Source organism: Akkermansiaceae bacterium (assembly GCA_024233115.1).
GTDB lineage: Bacteria > Verrucomicrobiota > Verrucomicrobiia > Verrucomicrobiales > Akkermansiaceae > Oceaniferula.
The window spans coordinates 454,684-475,102 of record JACKQB010000001.1 but is presented as its reverse complement, the minus strand read 5'-3'; the positions used below and the strand labels follow the sequence as shown (position 1 = coordinate 475,102).

Here is a 20,419-nt window from a genome sequence, read left to right as displayed (position 1 = left end):
TACCCGCTGTTTTCTAGCATTCTGGCACGTGATCGACTCCCACCACCACTTTTGGAAATACAAACCCGATGATTTCCCATGGATCAAGCCGGGCATGGATGTCCTTCGGCACGACCACCAAATCGCCGGTTTCGAGGATGATCTGGAGTTCAGCGGAATCGACCAGGTGGTCTCCATACAAGCCAGACGCACTGACCGGGAGAACCGCTATCTGATCGAGCAGGCGAAAAAATCCGACGACCTGGTCGCGGGTGTCGTCGGCTGGGCACCACTCGATTCGTCAGAACTCCGTGTCTTTCTCGACCAGTACATCCACGAACCCCTGCTCAAAGGAATCAGGGAAATGATCAGCGGAACCCGCAACGAACAGTTTCTCGACAACCCGGATTTCGATTACGGGGTCCACGAGCTGACCCGTCAGGACCTGGCCTTTGACCTCTTTGTTTCCGAAGACCAACTTCCCGCAGCCATCGCATTTGCCGACCGGCATCCAGACCAAAGGATGGTTCTCAATCACTGCGGCTGCCCGACGATTCGCCCCGGCTCGTTTCCCACCCCGTGGGCGCGCCATATCAGGGAGCTTGCGCGCAGGCCACACGTTTACTGCAAACTCTCAGGTCTCACCACCCAGGTGGCGTCAGGCCCATGGGACTCCGGCGTGTTCAGACCCTATTTCGACGTCATCCTGAATGCCTTTGGAGCCGAACGCCTCATGTATGGCTCGAACTGGCCGGTTTGCAAACTGAACACAACCTACCCCGCCTGGCTCAACATCGTGGACGACTTGATTTATGCACTCAGTGGCAACGAGAAGGAGGCCATCCAACGGGAAACGGCCATCGGCTTTTACAAGCTATGATCGATTGCCGAGAGCCTCGGAGTGCAGACGGATCGTTTCTTCTGCATGACACCTCTTTGCCTCGCCAAATCACTCCGGCTCCACTAAGAAAACCGCGCCATGACCACCGATGCCCCAAAAGAAGTCCGCGTATTTGCCCCTGCTACCGTCGCCAACGTCGCGTGTGGCTTTGACGTGCTCGGATTTGCCATCCAGGCCCCGGGTGATGAAGTCGTCGCCCGCCACTCCGACAAGCCGGGGCTGCGCATCACCCAAATCACCGGCGATGACGGCAAGCTTCCCAAGACGCCCGAAAAAAACACCGCCGGCGTGGCCGCTCTCGACCTCCTCCGCCACCTCGGTATGAGCGACCGCGGGATCGAGCTGGAAATCCATAAGAAAATGCCCTTTGGCAGTGGTCTCGGCTCCTCCGCCGCCTCTGCCGTCGCCGGCGTTTACGCCGTGAACAAACTCATCGGCGAACCCCTTGCCAAACAGCAGCTCCTGCCCTTTGCCATGCAGGGGGAAGCCAGCGCCGATGGAGCCTGGCACGCTGACAACGTCGGTCCCAGCCTGCTCGGTGGTATCGTTTTTATCCGTTCGAACCAGGAGCTCGATATCGCCCAGCTCCCGGTCCCGAAAAACCTCTGGGCCGCGGTCGTCCACCCGGACATGGAGATCCTTACCAAGGTGGCCCGTGAAATCCTGCCCACGGAAATCCCGATGGTCAACGCCACCCAGCAGATCGGCAATCTCGGCGGACTGATCTGTGGCCTGATCCAGGAGGACTACGCCATGATCGGAAGATCCATCCACGATGTGATTGCAGAACCCCGGCGGCAAAAGCTCATCCCCCAGTTCTATAACGCCAAACGCGCCGCCATGGCCCAGGGAGCACTCGGGTTCTCCATTTCGGGAGCCGGACCCAGTGTCTTTGCCCTCTGCGAGGGAGAGGAAACAGCACGACGCGCCGGCAAGGCCATTTCCGAGGTGTTCAACAAAATCAATCTCGGCAACCAGTGTTACGTCTCCCCGATCAATAACGAAGGGGTTCACGTCATCCCGAACCAGTAAGGGAATTGACATCGCCTCTGGAGTTTTTGACAACACCGGCCACTTACTGCCAGGTTATTCACATTACGATGGGCGCATTGGACAGAGTGGCCGGAAATCGGCTTGGGTGAGCGTTTTTCCTGCTCTCGTTTGGAAATTTACCGGTATCCAACCAGCCTGCCAGACGCTCATACCCATCTCCCACAACCCTCTCAAACCCAGTATTTAACGGTATTAGCTGCTAGACTCATGCAACCAAACCAGCATCAGTTAGGTCTGTATAATATGATATTCAACACGACCGAACCACCCTTTGGAAATCATCCATTTTCAGTCAGTTAGGTCTCTTTCCTGTTTATCCTCACCACTCCCTGCAGCATCGCCGGACCTTCGGTGAAAGTTATTCACATCGCTGTCCGGTTTCCACGTTTCTCCTGGCTGTGATACAGCCCATTCGACCAGCTGGCCGCGCGTCAAATGAGGATCAGGTTTATTGTCAAGAATTATTAACTATTATCTGGCCAGCCTCATGGTTTTTCACTACAATCTCGCCAGTTAAAACCAGTCCTCCCTTATATGTCTACCACAACTACTCGCAAACAGCACATCAACGTCCGATCCACCCAGATGGAAATGAACACCCGGGGCTCTGTGGGCGGAGCCAACCCTCTGGCCGAGGACTTCACCGGCAAACTCCAGGAAGCGCAATCCCAGATTGAGCAACTCCAGAAGCAACAAGCTGAGGTGGAACGCCAGAAAAGAGAGCTGCAGGAGATCAACGAGGCCAAGGAGGATTTTCTCCACGGTCAGGTCGAACTGCACGAAACCCTCACCACCGCCGTGACGGCCCTGGACCGGGAGATATTTGCGACCCGGCAGGAACTCGACGAGCTTGAGCAGGCCAGGATCTGTTTTGCCGATCATCTGGAAAAAATCAACCAGCTCAACCCGGATGGCTGGAATAATGAGAGCCTGCGCCAGGACCTCGCCCGTGCCATCTCGGTGCTCGACCTCGCCGAGGATGAATATGAGCAAGCCGTAGCCCACTTCTCAGGAAGCCGCAGCGCTTCCATCTTCGGCGGCGGCAAATCCAAAAGACCCAGTAACAGCTCTTCTGGTGAGAGCGATTTCGCCACCATGCTGCGCAACGGTTTTGCCTTTAATCTTCCTGTGGTATTACTCGGAGCCATCGCGCTGATAATCTATTTTCTGAAGTAAGCCACCTTCTTTACTCTGTTTTGATCCATGAGCCACACCATGACGATGCACGGAAACCATAAGGACGTCAGCGTCCCTACCGGGCCCGATTTTGATTCCCTGAGCGCGCGCGAGCAAGAGCTGCAGGATAAGATCGCCAGGTTAAAAGACTTCGTTGAGCACGCTCCGGAACGTGAACGCCTAGCCATGGAGGAGCGTATGCGCACCCTGCCACCGCCATCGGAGGTCGAGCGGATCCTGCGTGAGGAGGCCTTCATGGGCAAACTTACCCGCGGAGAGTTAAAAAACGAAAAACGCAACCAGGCGAAAAGCGGCTTTCTCCTCTTTCTTCTGGTTCTTGCGATCCTGGCTGTCGGACTGTGGATTTTCCAGGCTCTGCAGTAATTTTCGGTGAAGTAGTTCGTCGACTACGCTTTTCTCCCCCCATACAAAGGGGGGGTGTAGGCATTCTTCTGCGGATGCACTGTCTTTTTGGCTAGACATCATCACCACAACGTTTTTTCTTTGATCGGGATATGTGTGTGACGTTTTGCTCTTCAGCCTTGTCTGAGAATTGGCATAGCCGCCACATCTCTAACATCAATGAATAGCCGCTGGATCCACTCGTCGTAGGACGACAGTGTGTCCGCAGGTTGTGGATTTGAGAATTTCAAGAACTGCCACAAAACCTTTTTCCCGTCCATGCATCGCCAACAGTCTCCCCAGTCGTTACGCTCACTCAGGCTTGGAGCATGCCATTTCCTCTTGAATATCATCCTGGCCATGGCAGGCTTGGTTTTTGTCGGTGCCGGCCTGATCATCCACAATAAAGACTGGATCTGGACGGGAGCTGCCATCATGACCGTCTGGGTTGTTTCCATTTTCCTGTTTTTTATTTTAAGTTACTCATGGAAATGTCCACTGTGCATGGGAAGGCTGTGGGTGAATACCGGCTGCCGCAGGCATCAGAAGGCTGTTCAGACACTGGGCGTCAGCTACCGGCTTGGAATAGCCACTTCGACCGTTCTCGGTAGAGCCTACCGCTGCCCTTACTGTGGCGAACCATTCAGCACCACCAAGACCCGGAGATAGCCTGACACAGTGAGTGTGCATCAGGGCTTGAAATTATCCCGGCATCCATGCAGCTTCCCCGCATGAGCAATGCACACATGGATGTCCGATACGTTGCAAACCTGGCACGCATCGAACTCAACGACCAGGAATGTGATACTTTCCAAGGGCAACTGGACGCCATACTCGGTTACATCGAGGCACTCAAGGACGTGGATGTCGAGGGCATCGAGCCCACAGCCCATGCCTCGCCGGTGTTTGACCGGCTTCGAGAGGACCTTTCCCGTCCGGGCCTGGGCCAGGCCGACCTTCTTCGTAACGCCCCCGAAAGTGCTCTCGGCCAAATCCGTGTCCCCAAAGTCGTAGACCCCTGACCCCTGACCCCTGACCCCTGACCCCTGACCCCTGACCCCTGACCCCTGACCCCTGACCCCTGACCCCTGACCCCTGACCCCTGACCCCTGACCCCTGACCCCTCCATGTCCCTAACATCCCAAAGCATTTCCACCCTCCGCAAGCAACTCACCTCGGGTGAGATTCAGCCGGGCGACATCCTTGACTCCCTTGCCGGTGCCATTGACGCAACAAACGGCGACATCGGTGCCTACCTTTCTTACGACCTGGAGGCGGCGAAACAAGAAGCCAGCTCCGCAGACCTGAGCCTGCCGCTCGGGGGCATCCCCATCGCAATCAAGGACAACATCAACGTCAAGGGGCAACCCTGCACTTGTGGCTCCAAGTTCCTCGCCGGTGCCTACACGGCACCTTACGATGCCACCGTCATCAGCCGACTCCGCAAAGCGGGTGCCATCCCCTTTGGCCGCGCCAACATGGATGAGTTTGCGATGGGCTCGACCACCGAGAACTCCGCCCTGGCAACAACCGTCAACCCGCACGACCCGACACGCGCGCCCGGCGGTTCATCCGGCGGCTCAGCCGCAGCCGTTGCCTCACACACTGCCATTGCGGCACTGGGCTCTGATACCGGAGGATCGATCCGCCAGCCAGCCAGCCACTGTGGTGTGGTGGGGCTCAAACCCTCCTACGGCCGGGTCTCGCGTTATGGACTGGTGGCCTTTGCCTCATCGCTCGACCAGATTGGCCCGATCACGCAAAACGTTGAAGACGCCGCGTTGATGCTCAATGCCATTTGCGGATACGACACCTCAGATTCGACGTCCCTGCAACAGGAGGTGCCCGATTTCACCCAGGGGCTCGACCATGGAGTGGCCGGTATGAAACTCGGGTTACCCAGGGAGTACTTTGGCGAGGGGATCGACCCCGCGGTGCGCGAGCTGGTGGACAAAGCGATAGCAGGTCTCGAGTCGGCAGGTGCGGAACTGGTGGAGATTTCACTTCCTCACACCGCCTATAATGTGGCCACCTACTACATCATCGCGCCAGCCGAAGCCTCGTCCAACCTGTCCCGCTTCGACGGCGTCCGTTACGGCAATCGCGTTGAAAAGCCTGACGACATCCTTGAGCTCTACCGACTCAGCCGGGAGCAAGGGTTTGGCCCGGAAGTCAAACGCCGCATTATTCTCGGCACCTATGTATTGTCGTCCGGCTATTATGACGCCTACTACAACCGAGCGCAAAAGGTACGGACACTGATACGCCAGGATTTTCAAAATGCCTATCAAACCGTGGACGCCATCCTCTCTCCTGTCGCGCCCAGTGTCGCTCCATTGTTAGGTGCCGACAAGGACAACCCTCTACAGCAGTACCTCGCTGACATCTACACCCTTTCCGCCAACCTGGCCGGCATCTGCGGCATCAGTGTCCCCTGCGGCAGGGTGGCCACTGAAACCGGCACCACGCTACCCGTAGGCCTGCAAATCCTCGGCCCCCACATGGGTGAGCAAACCATACTTCAAGTCGCCCGGGCAACCGAGCTTATGGATTAGGACCTAACATCCTAGCAAGAACCTACTCCGACTTGTTGAGCTTCGCACTCAGACGGGATATCACCTTCTGGACAGCCTCATTGACAGCGACCCCCAGGTTTTCGCCATCATTGGACGAGGTAATAAAGCGCGCCACCTTGCCGTTGACGATCCCAAGCCATGCATCCAGCTCGTGAGGCTTCAGCTGGGGATACCTCTCGGCCCTGTTATACTGCATCACCGTGACCGTTTCCGCCCAATTGAGGCCAACATGCTTTGCGTTGGCCATCAGAGAAATCAGACAATCCCTGCTTTCCGCGATGTAGCTTGGATCACAGTCGACCACAAACACCAGGGCATCGCTATCCACCAACAAAAGCTGTTCCGCCGCCTGATGGCATGGCCTTCCGGAAAGCGCAAACACCCTGACCCTGACAAACGGGCCATCGGGCAAGGGGTCCGGCCAGATAAACTCGGTCCGGATCACCTCGGCCTCTGAAACCGTGCCGGTGCGAACCGCTGACTGCCCGTGGAAATTGGCCAACTGCCGGACGATACTCCCCTTTCCTGATCCGGGCTGCCCTATCACAGCCACCTTGATACCCACCTCACCGGATTCAGTTGCCCACTTTGCCATGATCTAGTGTTAGGTGTCAGTGAATGCATCGAGAAAAAGCCCCCAGGAATCACGAGCCATCGCGGTTCCACGGGGGCCTTGGAAAATCAAGCAAGCTTGCCGATCTCGCGAGCCACGATTATCAGGGTTTCCTGCACGCCGGGGGCATAGGACCCCTCTAGCAGCACAGCGATGGTGGTCTCACCTTCACTGATGAAATCAACGGATCCACCACTGGAATTCAGCTTCATGGCATTGGAATCACCAAAGCCCATCCCCTGCATCGCCTGCCGGAAATTGGAGAGCGCAGTCGCTTCGTTAGCCCCCACAATGGCCACATTCCGAATACCCGGCAAGGTCCGCGCACGCTGAAGGATTTCGTAGGTATCCAGCAAATGATCCACACCAAAGATGGCTCGAAGCTCAAGCTGCTGGAATGCCGGTGCCACCCCCACGCCACCACCAGTGCTCCTGGCCATGGCCGCTGTTGCTACAGGCGTCAGTGTAGGTGCTGGCGCGGCGGCCGCAGGTTGGGCCTGTTGTCCTTGTGGTACGGGTTGCTGCGCAGGTTGAGGGCTGTACATCGGCTGCGCCTGTTGGGGCGGGGCTTGCTCTTGTGTGTACCGCGGTGGAACTGCGGCAAAGTCCTGCTGGGGTTCAAGATGGGCCTTGGCCGCCTCAAAGTCGGGCCGGGCATCCTGAACCGCAATAAAGGGCGAGGCTTCATGCGAGGCTGCCACCGGGGCTGCCTCCATCACCTGATTACCTCGTTGCTCGGGGAAACCATTCATCTGGAATGGTCCGCCAGCGGTGTCTTGGTGAACGGCGTTATTGCGGACGGCTTCAAATATATTGGCACCCGTCGAGGCCCGCGTGGGGGCTTCGGCCTCGGCCATACCACCACCAAGCGCAGGAGGTTGTCCCTCGGGACGAGGCTGGGGGATACCACCACGCCCTTGCTCATCGGCTTGACTGCGCTGGGTTTGTTGGAAGGGAGAGTCCCCATTGACACTTGTAAAGGGCGAGTGTTGCGGTGATGCATTGGAGACAGCCGTAAAGGGGCTGCCGTTGCTACCTCCGTTGACAGGGCGTGAAGCGGAGGCATTCCCCCCGCGAGAGTCAGGGGCGATACTGAAAATTCCTTGTTGAGACATGTTCTTTGGGGGGATGGTTGGTAAGTCGGGGGTAATTGTCGGGGGTAATTGTTGCAGTGTAATCACGGTTAGGAAACCGGGGATCCTGCATTGCACAGATGTCCGGCAGTATTGCTACCGCTATCAAACACCCATCCAGCCATGATCCGTTTTCTATCCTGTCCGTTTTCTGTTTGTCATGGATAGTCACACGGGGCCGACAGCATTTCAACATGCTCTCCGCGTCCGCGTAACACAGTATATGAGTTCCACGGTCATAGACAATAAGAAATCAAGATATGTTCAAAATAAATTTTAAAATAAGGCACCACTCCATCACCTTCCACCCCACCAGACGGGCCATGCAGCTTCTGTTCAATGATGGCACTCGAAAACCAACCGCCATGCCAGACTACCGGGAGCTTGCGGCATCCTTCTGAAAGACGACCTCCCCATCCGCCACATCGGCGAGGATCACATCGCCGTCCTGGAATTTCCCTTCGAGAACTTCCAGGCTCAACGGGTCGAGCAGGTGTTTCTGAATGGCCCGCTTCAGCGGACGCGCTCCATAGACGGGATCGTATCCCTGGTTGGCCATGAATTCCTTGGCCTCGGCGGAGAGCGCCAGTCCGATCCCCTGCTTGGCAAGGCGCTGACGCACCCGCTCAAGCTGGAGTCCGACGATTTCAGTGAGTTCCTGACGATTAAGGCGGTCAAAGATGACTGTTTCATCGACACGGTTCAGGAACTCGGGACGGAAATGGCCGCGTAAAGCCTCGGTGACCTTCGCCTCGCGCTGCTCGGCATTTTCCTCATCCATGATGAACTGGCTACCGATGTTAGAGGTCATGATCAGCACGGTGTTACGGAAATCGACGGTGCGGCCCTGGCCATCGGTAATCCGGCCATCATCCAGCACTTGCAGCAGGACGTTGAAGATATCCGGATGCGCTTTTTCGATTTCATCAAACAGAACCACCGAGTAGGGGTGCCTTCTAACATGCTCGCTGAGTTGTCCGCCTTCCTCGTAGCCGACGTATCCGGGAGGTGCTCCGATGAGGCGGGCCACGTTGTGTTTTTCCATGTACTCGGACATATCGATCCGGACCATTGCGTGTTCGTCATCGAAGAGAAATTCGGCGAGTGCCTTGGAGAGCTCCGTTTTTCCGACTCCGGTGGGGCCGAGGAACAGAAAGGAACCGATGGGGCGGTTTTCATCCTGGAGTCCGGCGCGGGCGCGGCGCACGGCATTGGAGACCGCCGCGATGGCGTCTTGCTGTCCAATCACACGTTTGCCGATACGCTGTTCCATTTTGACCAGCTTCTGACGTTCACCCTCCTGGAGCCGGGACACGGGGATACCGGTCCAGGTCGAAATCACCTGGGCAATGTCTTCCTCGGTAACCTCCTCCTTGAGGATCCGCGCGTCTCCCTGGAGCTGGGCAAGCTTGGCATGGGCGTCCGCGAGTTCCTTTTCCGCCTGCGGAATACTACCGTAGGTGATCTCGGAGGCCCGGTTCAGATCGCCAAGGCGCTGGGCTTGCTCGGCTTCGGTCTTGAGTTCGTCGATACGCTCCTGGGCGGTACGAACGACATCGATGACATCCTTCTCATTCCTCCAGCGTGCCATGAGGGTGGCGGATTCCTCTTTCAGGTTCGCCATTTCCTCGCGGACCTTTTCCAGACGCACGGCACTGGCATCATCGCTTTCCTTTTCCAGTGCCTGACGCTCCATTTCCAGCTGCATGACCTGGCGCTCGATCTGGTCAATCTCGGTTGGCATCGAGTCGAGTTCGATTTTCAAGCGTGATGCGGCCTCATCCATGAGATCGACCGCTTTGTCGGGGAGAAAACGATCCGTGATATACCGATCTGATAGATGTGCCGCAGCCACGATGGCACTGTCCTTGATTCTAACACCATGGTGGACTTCGTAGCGCTCCTTCAAACCGCGGAGAATGGCCACGGTGCTTTCCACGCTTGGCTCGTCACACCGGACCGGCTGGAACCGGCGTTCGAGAGCTGCGTCCTTTTCGATGTATTTGCGGTATTCATCCAAGGTGGTGGCACCAATGGTATGCAGCTCACCGCGGGCGAGTTGCGGCTTGAGCAAGTTAGAGGCGTCCACAGCACCTTCACTGGCCCCGGCACCGACGATGGTGTGGAGCTCGTCTATAAACAGAATGATCTCCCCCTCGGATTCGGTGACCTCCTTGAGGAATGCCTTCAGTCGGTCCTCGAATTCCCCCCGGTACTTGGCGCCGGCAATCATGCCGCCGAGATCCATGGCGATGAGACGTTTGTTTTTCATCGAGTCGGGCACATCGCCGCTGATGATACGTCGGGCAAGCCCCTCGACGATGGCGGTTTTACCCGTGCCAGGCTCCCCGATCAGGACGGGGTTGTTTTTGGTCCGGCGGGAAAGCACCTGCATGATGCGGCGGATTTCCTCATCGCGACCGATCACCGGGTCGATTTTACCCGCACGCGCCTTGGCGGTGAGGTCGGTGCCGTATTTTTCCAAGGCCTGGTACTTTCCTTCCGGGTCCTGGTCGGTCACTTTGTGGCTGCCACGGATCTCCTTGAGAGCCTTGTCCGCGGCCTTGCGATCAAGCCCTGCGTCCTTGAGGATTTTTCCTGCCGGAGAGTCCGAATCAAGCAATCCTAACAGAAAGTGCTCAACACTCAGGAAATCGTCGCCCATCTGCTCACGTATTTTGTCGGCTGCATCGAGACTGGCCCGCAAGCCATAGCTCATCTGGGGCTGGGCAGCGGCACCCTTGATACTGGGTTCACGCTCAAGAGCCGTGAGTGCACCAGCCTTGAGCCGGGTGACATCGGCACCCGCCTTTTCGAGTATAGGCACGATGATCCCGCCGTCCTGCTGAAGCAGGGCAAGCAACACATGCAGGCTCTTCAACTCCGCATGAGCCGAGCGTGAGGCAAGCTGCTGGGCGGCCTGAAGAGCCTCCTGGAATTTGGTGGTTATTTTATCGAGTCCCATGATATTGGATAAGAGTAGATTTTTATTCTGCAAGAGGTTTTTTGTTACCCTCTTCTACTCCATAGACCTCATCATAGCAAGTTTTTGTTCACTTATTTTTGTGTTATTTATTTACTATGTTCAAACCCCGTGAAAACCATCGATTGGATGACAGCACGGTCTATCGCTACGCGTATGTTATGGAAAGATCCATGAAACCAGGTATTCTAACAAGTATCGTCGCCTTGGTCGTCCTACCCATGCTAACGGCATGCAATCAGGGCGATGCGAAAAACATCACACCCAATCCGCAGCCTCCTGCCGAGACGGGGAGAAACTTCAAGATGATCCACGTCTATGTGGCACTGTGTGACAACGAATCGCAGGGGATCGCCCCGGTCCCGGCCAAGATTGGAAACGGGGATGACCCGGCCAACAACCTCTACTGGGGCTGTACCGACGGGGCGCGGTCATACTTCTCCAACAGCGCATTGTGGAAACGCTTATCGGTCGGCAAGGCACCCAAAAACCCACAGGTCCTGGAAAGGCTGGTTTTTCAACACAAGCGCAGCCAGGCGATCATGGTGGTGGATGCGTGGCAGGGGTCGAGCATCAAGACGAGTATCGATCAGTTCTGCCAAAGTGCCGCCGGACAGCGCTACGAGAGTATCGCCATCAAAGACAGCACCAGGGAATACCACCTTAACCTGGAGGGCGGGGCTGATTTCCTGGCCTTCATTGGGCATAACGGGCTGATGGAATTCAGGGTTCCCACCCCCACAGCCAACCCCCATCGGACGCAGAAGGTGGATGTGGCCGTGCTCTGCTGCAAAAGCAAACGGTTTTTTGCCAACAACCTGAGCAAAGCGGAAGTCCGCCCGGTATGTATGACCGCCTCCAATATGTACCCCGGCGCCTTTATCCTCCACGATGTGCTGGAGGGATGGTTTCGAGCTGAGGATCGCGACGCGTTAAGACTCCGTGCGGCCAAGGCTTACGCAAAAAATCAAAACATCAGCACAAAAAGCGCGCTCAACGTCTTTGCTCCACTACCCTGATTTTTAAAAAACCGGCGCCTCGCATGAAAACTTCCAAACTTCACCCTTGCAAGGCACCACCCCTCGGCATTATCCACCAGCATGTCCAAGGTCTTGCCACCCAAGCCCCGCAGCTTGAACCATAAAACCACCATCACCATCGTGGCCTCGCAATACAATGCCGAGTTTACGGATGCGCTGGTGCAAAATGCCGAACAGGAACTCAACGAACTCACCACCAATGCCCAGATTGATCTCGTCCGGGTGCCCGGCGCCTTTGAGATCCCAGCCACGGTCGAGGCAATCATGCGTAGTGACAGGCCCTCCTGCGTCATTGCATTGGGTCTCATCATCCGGGGTCAAACTGCCCACGGGGATCTGGTTGCCGAAAGCGTCACCCACGCCCTGCAGCGCATTGCCGTCAGTCATGCCACCCCCGTGATCCATGAAGTCATCCTCTGTGCCGATGAAAAACAGGCCTATGCCCGGTGCATTGGCAACAAACTCAACCGGGGCAAAGAAGCAGCCAGGGCCGCCGTTGCCATCTGTGACACCTTCCAACAACTTAAACGCTCCACCTCCCGCGTTTTTCCAAGCAACGCATGACGGTAATGCTACAACGCCGCAACATCCGCGAAACCGCTGTCCAGTTTCTCTACTTTGCCGACCTCGAGGACGGTCCTGAGGCTGCCGACATGCAGGAGGCTTTCTGGCAAATGATCCAGGAAAGCAGCCTGAGGAAACTCGCCCTGGCAAAAGCCAAAGCCATCCTACACGTCGCCCAAGGCCGCGATAACCGCCTCGCCAGACTCGTCGACAAGTCGCCTGCCTGCCTGGCCGAGCTCAAGGCAGCCAATGGCACAGCCGAAATCATTTCAGCGCTCAACAAAATACTCACCCGGGAAAACAAGCTCACAGAATCTATCAAGTCCCTGAAAACGGCGGTTCACAGCAAAAGCGGTGACCCACTAGCCAGCCATACGATTGAGGATGTGATCAATACCAACCGGTCCCTCACCGGACTCCGGGCGACATGGCACCAGGTCATCGAGGATTTTCCCACCTGGAAAAACAAGCTCGAAGTCATAACCGCCGCCATCAATCACTTGCAGCGGGTATCCGAAAGGCTTGACGCGATCGAGGACCCTGATTCGACCGTAGGCGACTTCGTCCACCTGCGCGCGAGCAGTTCGGAAATCACCCTCTTTCGCCGTGAAACCCAGACCTTGGTGCAAGGCATCCTCAACAACAAGGCCCGCATCGATGACGCACTTGCCAGGATTGTTGAGAACTTTGCGCCTGAGCGGGTTGATCCGGTCGACCGGGCCATCCTCCGGCTCGCCACCTTTGAGATCCAGAACTGTGATGACATTCCACGGGCCGTCAGTATCAACGAGGCGATTGAAATCGCCAAAAAATTCGGTACGACCGATTCCGCCCGCTTCATCAACGGGGTGTTGGATGCACTCTAACCCGCTCCCGCGCCTGAACGGCGGTCAACACCAGCCGGGTAGAATATGGCAGGAATGTAAGCTTACAGCTTGCAGCGGGAATGGGGAGATGGTTTTATCGTTCCCAGCGAATCGCTTTCATGCACCACGCTCGCTCTACAACACACACACGCCATCTCGCTCATGAGTCATAAAATCGAAATCCACGGAGAAAAAAACATCCCTCAAGAAGGGGCACTGGTCATACCCGGGCGGCTCGATTTCCATGAGATGCTCCACCTTGAGCAAATTTTAGCCGGTAAGAAGCTCACCTGGCTGTGTGAGGAGGGCGTTGTGCTGGATGCGCCGGTAAGAAGCTACCTTGAGCGCGATGGCGTCAAGGCCGTCGCCTTCTCAGCCAAGGACAAGGCTCCCAAGTCGATCGGGGATACGCTGCGAGAGAAGCTGGACGACGGAGCAATGATCATCTACCTGGCCGGCCTGGTAACTGCACATGACGGCGAGTGCTGCCATATTCAAGCGGACACACTGAAGCAGCTCTGCTCCCTCGGCCTCCCGGTGCTCCCGGTCTCTGTCAGCAAGCCGGCGGAACTGGCAAACGCACCGGAGAACCTGGGTCGACTACCGGCATCCGTCTTTTCATTTGCCCCCCTTATTCCCGCCAAAGACTTGAGTGCGGCCGCATGGAGGCAGGCCATCCACGCAGCGGAGGAGGTCGCTTTTTCCGCTCGGTCGTTCCTCAATGACTCCCTGCCGGTCACCATCCTCAAGGGGCTCAAAAAACATGGCTCCACCACGACGCTGTTTGATGGCACCGACGACTCAGCCACGACTTTTGACAAACTGCTCGGTGCCGCCATTGCATTTTCCATAGAGATCAAAAAACAGACGAACAAAAAGCGCGTCGGTATTCTCCTCCCTCCTGGAAAAGGCGGCATGGTCGCCAACCTGGCCGTGCTCTTTGCCGGAAAAATCCCGGTCAACATCAATTTCACCTCCAGTCACTCCGCGGTGCAGTCATCGATCCGCCAGTCCGGCGTTGATAAGTTCATCACCGCAGATCCGTTTGTGCGCAAGGTCCCCTCTTTCCCATGGCCACCTAACAGGGACTTGATTTTCATCGAACGCACACTCCCCGCCATCAAGAAAAAAATCATCCGCTGGGTGATCCTGAGCAAGATCCTCCCGGCAGGGGTGATTGCCGGAATCCTCGGCCTGGGAAAATCCAAGGGCGACGACGAAGCGGTCCTGCTCTTTACCTCCGGCTCATCGGGCGAGCCCAAGGGTGTGCCGCTTACCCACCGCAACGTGCTGGCGAATGTCTGCCAGTTCGGCTGTCGCATGCACCTCGGCCACGATGCCAAAGTCCTTGGCTGCCTGCCGCTGTTCCACTCCTTCGGCAGCACCGTCACCCTCTGGTATCCCTGTATCCAGGGCATCAACCTGGTAACCTACCCCAGCCCCCTGGAAACCAAACGCCTCGCCGAGCTGGTGGATATGCACGGCGTCAACATGCTGCTTTCCACCCCCACCTTCCTGCGGGGTTACATGAAGCGGGTCAAGCCTGAGCAGCTGTCATCGCTCGACTACGTGGTAACCGGTGCTGAAAAACTCCCCGAGTCGCTCGCCACTTCATTCAAGGAAAAATTCGGCATCCTCCCCATGGAAGGGTATGGCCTGACCGAAACCTCACCGGCCACCAACGTCAACCTGCCTACCCTGACCCAGCAAGGCGACGCGCCGGTGATCGAAACCAATCGCTTTGGCTCAGTTGGGAAATTCCTGCCCGGCATCGCTGTCAAGATCACCAACCCCGCCACGGGAAGGACCTGCCCCATCGACACCCAGGGCACCATCTGGCTCAAGGGCGCCAACATCTTCCCCGGATACCTGGACAACCCCAAGAAAACCGCGGAAGTCATTGTCGATGGCTGGTTCAACACCGGCGACATCGGTCGTGTCGACGCCGATGGCTTCCTCTACATCGAAGGCCGCCTGTCACGCTTCTCCAAGATCGGCGGCGAGATGGTTCCCCACGAAACCGTGGAAGCGATCATCACCAAGGTGCTGGGTCTCGACCAGGACACCGAACGCCGTATCGCAGTGGTCGGCATCCCTGATGAACAAAAGGGGGAGGCCATCGCTCTACTGACAACCATTTGCGGTGACACCCTGGAGCAGGAGTGCATCGATCTTCGCTACAAACTCATGGACGAGGGGCTGCCCAGCCTCTGGTGCCCTAAAACGTTTATCCCCACGGAAGAAATCCCGATCCTCGCATCCGGCAAGCTCGACATCAAAGGCTGCCAGGAGCTGGCCGAAAGGTAGGGCAAGTTTGCAACTTGCCTACAAACCCAAGGAACACGCAACCCAAGCACAACGGATTCTCATATCCCGCCGACAAGTTAGAACCTCGCCCAGCCCTCCCGCCCCCATGAAAGCCCTCATTCTTCTTTTCCTTAGCATTCCATGGGCTGTCGCCCAGGTTCCCGGAAACTGCACCCAGGTCGTTGTCGGTGTATCCAGTGGCTGGAACTCTTCCCACGTCACCCTCACCGTCTATGAAAATGATGGCCGCGCGTGGAAAACCATCGGTCAGCCCTGGACCGGCCGGCTCGGTCGCAACGGCCTTGCCTGGGGGTATGGCATCCACCCCAAGGTAAGCTCCACCGCCCCGACCAAACGTGAGGGCGACGGCCGGGCACCGGCGGGTATTTTCAAAATCGGCGGTGCCTACGGATACGCCGAACGGATCGCCCACCATCCGGGGCTGAAGTACCGTCGTATCACCCCACAGGACCTGTGGGTCGAGGACCGGACATCCCCCCATTACAACCGGCATCTGGTTATCGACCACCCGCCAAAAACCACGTTCGAAAAAAAGGCCCAGATGCGCCAGAACGACCACGCGCACTCACTGAAGCTCTACATTGGCCATAACGACGCCATCCTCGGCGGTCGACCTGTCCCCGGCCTTGGCTCGGCCATTTTCTTCCACATCTGGCGCGGCGGCGGCAGCAAACCCACCGCCGGCTGCACCACGATGCACGAGGCCATGCTCAAACAACTCATCGCCCGCATCGACCCCGGCAAAAACCCCGTCTACGTCCTCCTACCCCAATCGGAGTATCAACGACTTAGAAAAACATGGAAACTCCCCTAACGCACCAATTTTTCATTTTTCACTCGTCCATTTCTCCATTCCCAAGATGCTAAGCTTCTCTACCTGTTGGAACAACTCACGCCACACCGAAGGTGATGAGATGATCGATGAGATCCTTGAACTAGGCTTCGACACCATGGAGCTCAGCCATGGTATGACCATTAGCAAGTTTCCTGGCATCCAGAAAGCCTACCGTGCAGGAAAATTCCGCTGCTCCGGCGTGCATAACTACTTTCCGGCACCCGTCGAAGTCATGATCGACGCCCCGGACGCCTACGAGTTTACATCACACCGTGCTTACGACCGCGAACGCGCCATGGAGATGACCTTAAAGACCCTTGAAGTGGCTGCGGAATTTAAAGCGCATTACATCGTCATGCACATGGGCTCGGTTCCCATGCCGTCAAAAAAATGGACCAAACGCATCACATCCATGGTTAAAGAGGGCCAGCAACTGAGCCCGAAATTTGCTAAAGCCAAACTTGATTTCGTCAAGAAACGCGAAAAACTTTCTCCCCTCTACTACCAACGCGCCATCGAAGCATTGGAAAAACTCGCAGAAAAAGCCGCTGAACTCAAGATCCCGCTAGCGGTAGAATCACGCAGTCGGTTCGAAGACGTGCCCAGCGAAAACGAGATGGTCCGGCTCCAGGATTACTTTAAGGACAACCCATGGATCGGCTACTGGCACGACTTCGGTCACGTCCAGCTCAAACACAACCTCGGGCTACTCGACCACGACCAATGGCTCGGGAAAATGGCTCCCTACCTCATCGGCTGCCACGTCCACGATGTTTACTGGCCCGAGCGCGATCACCGAGTCCCGCTGACAGGCGAGCTTGATTTCAAAAAGCTCCTGCGCCACATCGACCCACACAAACCCTTCGTCTGGGAGCTCTCCCCTACCCGGAAGGCCGAGCAGATCAAAGAAGCCCTCCAGGTCTGGAAGGCCGCGTTTCCCGAAACCCTGGAAGGGTAAACGAGAAAACCCGCCTCCCTAGAGAAGAGGCGGGCAACACAGGTATTCTACAATGAATGTCAAAGAAAATTATCGGCGGCGGCGAAGCAACATGGCGATACCACCGAGACCAAGCAGAGCAACGCCAGATGGCTCGGGAACCGTGTCTACCCCATTAGCGAGAAACAGGTAGTCCTGATACCCAGCACGAGTGTCGAGCGCAGCGTATATTCTCGTGGTGCCCACATAGCTTTCGGTCACTCCCGAGTTTTTCACATCGCTGAGCAACTGGTTCATGTTTGTCCACAGTGATGAACCATAGTAACTCGTGTCGCTGTATATCGTGCGATCGATATCACCAGTTGCAAAATCCAGCCCGGCAGCCGTGCCTCCGTCGGCCATGATTTCCCATATCACGTTCTGAAATGAATACTGCATGACACTGGTGTTGCTTTCCGGATTCAGAAAATAGGAATCGTAACGGTTGTCGATCATCCAGCGCACTTGGGCGACCGCCAGGGATTCGTTTTGCGTTGTCGTGTAACGATCCCAGATGTCCAGATCCTCGATTGCCCCTAATTGCAGCGTCACCTGACGCGGGTATACTGTAAGCGGTCGATGAAGAGCCCTCACTCAAATCTCCTCTGAGGTCGGAAGATGGTGTAAGTGTCATAGCTATGGAATCTATCACACTTATTGAAAATGACGTTCCCCTGATCCCGATCACCACCGACGAGCTAGGGCGGATGCGCCTCAGTCCGGAACACAAGGAAGCACTGCTCGACGCCTTCGAACGCAGCTCAATGAGCGGACTGGGCTTCGCCCGTAAGTATGGCCTGACCTACCCGACCTTCGCCTCTTGGGTTCGCAAACGCAAGGAGGCGAAGCAAGCTCAGCCTTCTCTTGACTCACTGGTGGAAATCACTCCGGCCGCCTCATCCGCAACAGGCCTTGTCGTGGAGCTCAGTGGAGGAAACCGCATCCACCTTGTCGACGCCAGCCAGGTGTCGCTGGCCGCCGAACTCATCAAAGTCCTGTCCCGCTAGAACAATGCTCACCTTCAACAGCGGCCTCAAAATCTACCTCGCCACCGAACCCTGCGACATGCGCAAGAGCTTTAACGGACTCTCCGTTGTCGTGCAAAGCAAACTCCGTGCCGACCCCCAGAGCGGAGCCGCCTTCCTCTTCACCAACAAACGCCGCAACCTGCTCAAGATACTCTACTGGGACGGCAGCGGCCTCTGGGTGCTCTCCAAGCGTCTCGAAAAAGGACGCTACAGCTGGCCAAAACACAGTCACAGCAAGCATGGCAAAATCAGCCTTGAGGCCACCGCCCTTGCCATGCTCACCGACGGCATCGACCTGCGCGACGGATGCAAACGCGCATGGTATGAAAAGCCGTAAAAAAACCATAAATGTTAGAAAGAAAACACCGCCCGCTGACGTTGTTAGTATGTGAGCCAAACGGAAGAGGATAAAGACAAAATCATCGCCTCACAGCGTGAGATTATAGAAAGCCAGCGCGAGAAAATCGCCCTGCTTGAAAAGAAAATCGACCACCTCATCCGCATCATTTATGGCAGCAAGAGTGAAAAGCTCGACCCCGCCCAGCTCGAACTTCTGCTCGACCCAGACACCGCAAAAAAGCCCTGCGCCGCCGACTGCGAAGAGGACGCACCGGCGGCTGAAGAACTCAAGCGTGAGCTCAAACCTGTCTGTAAGCGCAAGCCCCGCGAACCCCGGCTGCCCGCCAACCTCCCCACCGTCGAGGAGGTCATCATCCCCGATGAAGTCCGCGCCAAGCCGGAGGACTACCGCCGCATTGGCCAGCGCACCAGCGAGCGGCTCGATGTCGAACCCGGCCGCTACACCCGCCGACTCATCATCCGGCCCACCTACGTCAAAAAGAACGAGGCCATACCCAGCATCCACACCGCGCCCTTGCCGCCCACTATCCTCGAGGGAAGCATCCTCAGCCCCTCACTGTTAGCCCATATCGTCACCGGCAAATACTGCGACCACCTCCCGCTCTACCGGCAGGAGCAAATCATGTCGCGTCGCTACGGCATCAACATCCCCCGCAACACCATGAGCCACTGGATGGAAGTTGGCGCAGACCTCCTCCAGCCCCTCTGGAAACTCCTCGTCAGCGACCTCCGGAAAAGCAGCTACGTCAAAGCCGATGAAACCCCCATCGACTACCTCAGCCCCGGACACGGCAGTACAAGAAAAGGCTACCTCTGGCTCTACCAGAACCCCGCGCACAACACCATCGTCTACGACTGGCAGACAGGCCGTGACTCCAGCTGCCTCGCCGCCATCCTCGGAAACGCAGACGAAGAAGATACTTTCAGAGGCATCCTCCAAAGTGACGGCCACGGTGCCTACAACAAATGGTCCGGCGACAACGAAGGCATCACCCAGTCGGGGTGCTGGACACACGCCCGTCGCAAATTTTACGACAACCTGGAGGAAGACCCCGTGCTTGCGGCAAAGATCCTGCGCCTCATCCAGCAACTCTACCGGATCGAAGAAAAATACAAGGACTCGGCTCCCGAAGTCCGCAAATACTACCGACGACGGCAAAGCCGCCCGATCACTAAACGCCTCCACCACCTCATCACCAAAGTTAAAAACAAACACCTGCCCAAAAGCGGCCTGGGTGGGGCGGCGGCGTATGCACTGAACCAGTGGAGCAAACTCATCGTCTACCTTCACCATGGGGAGGTTCACATCGACAACAACTCCGTCGAACGCGGCGTGCGTCCCACAAAAATAGGCATCAAGAACTGGCTCTTCATCGGAGGCGAGGAAACCGGCTGGCGCAGTGCCGTACTCTACACCATGGTTGAAAACTGCCGCATCCTCGGCAAAGACCCCTACGCGTATTTGAAATGGGTCTTTGAAAAACTCCTGACCACAACCAACCAGGACGACCTGCATCAACTCCTCCCCGCCGCATGGGTGCGGACCGCAACTCAGGAAAACGCAGCCGCTGCTTGAACGCGGCTATTGGGAAAAATTAAAAGTGTG

20 protein-coding genes are annotated in these 20,419 nt (G+C 56.8%); 16 read left to right on the top strand and 4 right to left on the bottom strand.

Annotated elements, in window-relative coordinates; all coding sequences use genetic code 11:
• Positions 1-28: 28 nt before the first annotated feature.
• The 7 genes from H7A51_02030 (at position 29) to gatA (ending at position 6,066) form a co-directional block, all read left to right on the top strand.
• Positions 29-859 carry an amidohydrolase family protein gene (locus H7A51_02030; protein MCP5534993.1) on the top strand — a complete coding sequence of 277 codons (831 nt, stop codon included), beginning with the start codon at positions 29-31 and terminating at the stop codon, positions 857-859.
• 99 nt (positions 860-958) lie between these two features.
• Positions 959-1,912 carry a homoserine kinase gene (locus H7A51_02025; GenBank protein MCP5534992.1) on the top strand — a complete coding sequence of 318 codons (954 nt, stop codon included), beginning with the start codon at positions 959-961 and terminating at the stop codon, positions 1,910-1,912.
• A 555-nt stretch (positions 1,913-2,467) separates the two neighbouring features.
• Entirely contained in the window at positions 2,468-3,109 is a 642-nt protein-coding gene (locus H7A51_02020) for a hypothetical protein (protein ID MCP5534991.1), read from the top strand.
• 27 nt (positions 3,110-3,136) lie between these two features.
• Entirely contained in the window at positions 3,137-3,493 is a 357-nt protein-coding gene (locus H7A51_02015) for a hypothetical protein (protein MCP5534990.1), read from the top strand.
• Positions 3,494-3,790: 297 nt separating this feature from the next.
• The gene (locus H7A51_02010; GenBank protein MCP5534989.1) at positions 3,791-4,180 is read left to right on the top strand and encodes a hypothetical protein; all 390 of its coding nucleotides are present in this window, start codon (positions 3,791-3,793) and stop codon (positions 4,178-4,180) included.
• A 62-nt stretch (positions 4,181-4,242) separates the two neighbouring features.
• On the top strand, positions 4,243-4,533 hold the full coding sequence (gene gatC / locus H7A51_02005; protein MCP5534988.1) for an Asp-tRNA(Asn)/Glu-tRNA(Gln) amidotransferase subunit GatC: 291 nt from the start codon (positions 4,243-4,245) through the stop codon (positions 4,531-4,533).
• A gap of 105 nt (positions 4,534-4,638) precedes the next feature.
• Positions 4,639-6,066: an Asp-tRNA(Asn)/Glu-tRNA(Gln) amidotransferase subunit GatA gene (gatA, locus tag H7A51_02000; GenBank protein MCP5534987.1), complete on the top strand. Its 1,428-nt coding sequence runs from the start codon at positions 4,639-4,641 to the stop codon at positions 6,064-6,066.
• A gap of 22 nt (positions 6,067-6,088) precedes the next feature.
• Here gatA and H7A51_01995 read toward each other — a convergent pair whose 3' ends face one another.
• The 3 genes from H7A51_01995 to clpB all read right to left on the bottom strand — a co-directional run bounded on the left by H7A51_01995 (position 6,089) and on the right by clpB (position 10,801).
• Positions 6,089-6,682 carry a hypothetical protein gene (locus H7A51_01995; protein MCP5534986.1) on the bottom strand — a complete coding sequence of 198 codons (594 nt, stop codon included), beginning with the start codon at positions 6,680-6,682 and terminating at the stop codon, positions 6,089-6,091.
• Between the two features lie 86 nt (positions 6,683-6,768).
• The gene (locus H7A51_01990; GenBank protein MCP5534985.1) at positions 6,769-7,815 is read right to left on the bottom strand and encodes a hypothetical protein; all 1,047 of its coding nucleotides are present in this window, start codon (positions 7,813-7,815) and stop codon (positions 6,769-6,771) included.
• A 391-nt stretch (positions 7,816-8,206) separates the two neighbouring features.
• On the bottom strand, positions 8,207-10,801 hold the full coding sequence (clpB, locus tag H7A51_01985; protein ID MCP5534984.1) for an ATP-dependent chaperone ClpB: 2,595 nt from the start codon (positions 10,799-10,801) through the stop codon (positions 8,207-8,209).
• 113 nt (positions 10,802-10,914) lie between these two features.
• Between clpB and H7A51_01980 the strand changes: the two genes are divergently transcribed.
• From H7A51_01980 to H7A51_01955, 6 genes are all read left to right on the top strand, one after another.
• On the top strand, positions 10,915-11,835 hold the full coding sequence (locus tag H7A51_01980; protein ID MCP5534983.1) for a hypothetical protein: 921 nt from the start codon (positions 10,915-10,917) through the stop codon (positions 11,833-11,835).
• Positions 11,836-11,916: 81 nt separating this feature from the next.
• Positions 11,917-12,420: a 6,7-dimethyl-8-ribityllumazine synthase gene (gene ribH / locus H7A51_01975; GenBank protein ID MCP5534982.1), complete on the top strand. Its 504-nt coding sequence runs from the start codon at positions 11,917-11,919 to the stop codon at positions 12,418-12,420.
• A gap of 110 nt (positions 12,421-12,530) precedes the next feature.
• Positions 12,531-13,286, top strand: a complete 756-nt coding sequence (nusB, locus tag H7A51_01970) for a transcription antitermination factor NusB (GenBank protein ID MCP5534981.1) — start codon at positions 12,531-12,533, stop codon at positions 13,284-13,286.
• A 162-nt stretch (positions 13,287-13,448) separates the two neighbouring features.
• A complete protein-coding gene (locus tag H7A51_01965) occupies positions 13,449-15,593 on the top strand; it encodes an AMP-binding protein (protein ID MCP5534980.1) in 2,145 nt (714 codons plus the stop codon).
• Between the two features lie 106 nt (positions 15,594-15,699).
• Positions 15,700-16,428, top strand: coding sequence for a hypothetical protein (locus tag H7A51_01960; GenBank protein ID MCP5534979.1), 729 nt, complete (start codon positions 15,700-15,702; stop codon positions 16,426-16,428).
• A 46-nt stretch (positions 16,429-16,474) separates the two neighbouring features.
• On the top strand, positions 16,475-17,407 hold the full coding sequence (locus H7A51_01955) for a sugar phosphate isomerase/epimerase (protein ID MCP5534978.1): 933 nt from the start codon (positions 16,475-16,477) through the stop codon (positions 17,405-17,407).
• 69 nt (positions 17,408-17,476) lie between these two features.
• Here H7A51_01955 and H7A51_01950 read toward each other — a convergent pair whose 3' ends face one another.
• Positions 17,477-17,977, bottom strand: a complete 501-nt coding sequence (locus tag H7A51_01950; protein ID MCP5534977.1) for a PEP-CTERM sorting domain-containing protein — start codon at positions 17,975-17,977, stop codon at positions 17,477-17,479.
• An 86-nt stretch (positions 17,978-18,063) separates the two neighbouring features.
• Between H7A51_01950 and H7A51_01945 the strand changes: the two genes are divergently transcribed.
• Genes H7A51_01945 through H7A51_01935 form a run of 3 tightly spaced genes read left to right on the top strand, consistent with a single transcriptional unit; the run spans position 18,064 to position 20,389 of the window.
• Positions 18,064-18,432: an IS66 family insertion sequence element accessory protein TnpB gene (locus H7A51_01945; GenBank protein ID MCP5534976.1), complete on the top strand. Its 369-nt coding sequence runs from the start codon at positions 18,064-18,066 to the stop codon at positions 18,430-18,432.
• A gap of 4 nt (positions 18,433-18,436) precedes the next feature.
• Positions 18,437-18,790 (top strand): IS66 family insertion sequence element accessory protein TnpB, encoded by a 354-nt coding sequence (tnpB, locus tag H7A51_01940; GenBank protein ID MCP5534975.1) that lies wholly within the window; start codon positions 18,437-18,439, stop codon positions 18,788-18,790.
• Between the two features lie 51 nt (positions 18,791-18,841).
• Complete coding sequence (locus H7A51_01935; GenBank protein MCP5534974.1) at positions 18,842-20,389, top strand: IS66 family transposase; 1,548 nt, start codon at positions 18,842-18,844, stop codon at positions 20,387-20,389.
• The last annotated feature ends 30 nt before the right edge of the window (positions 20,390-20,419 follow it).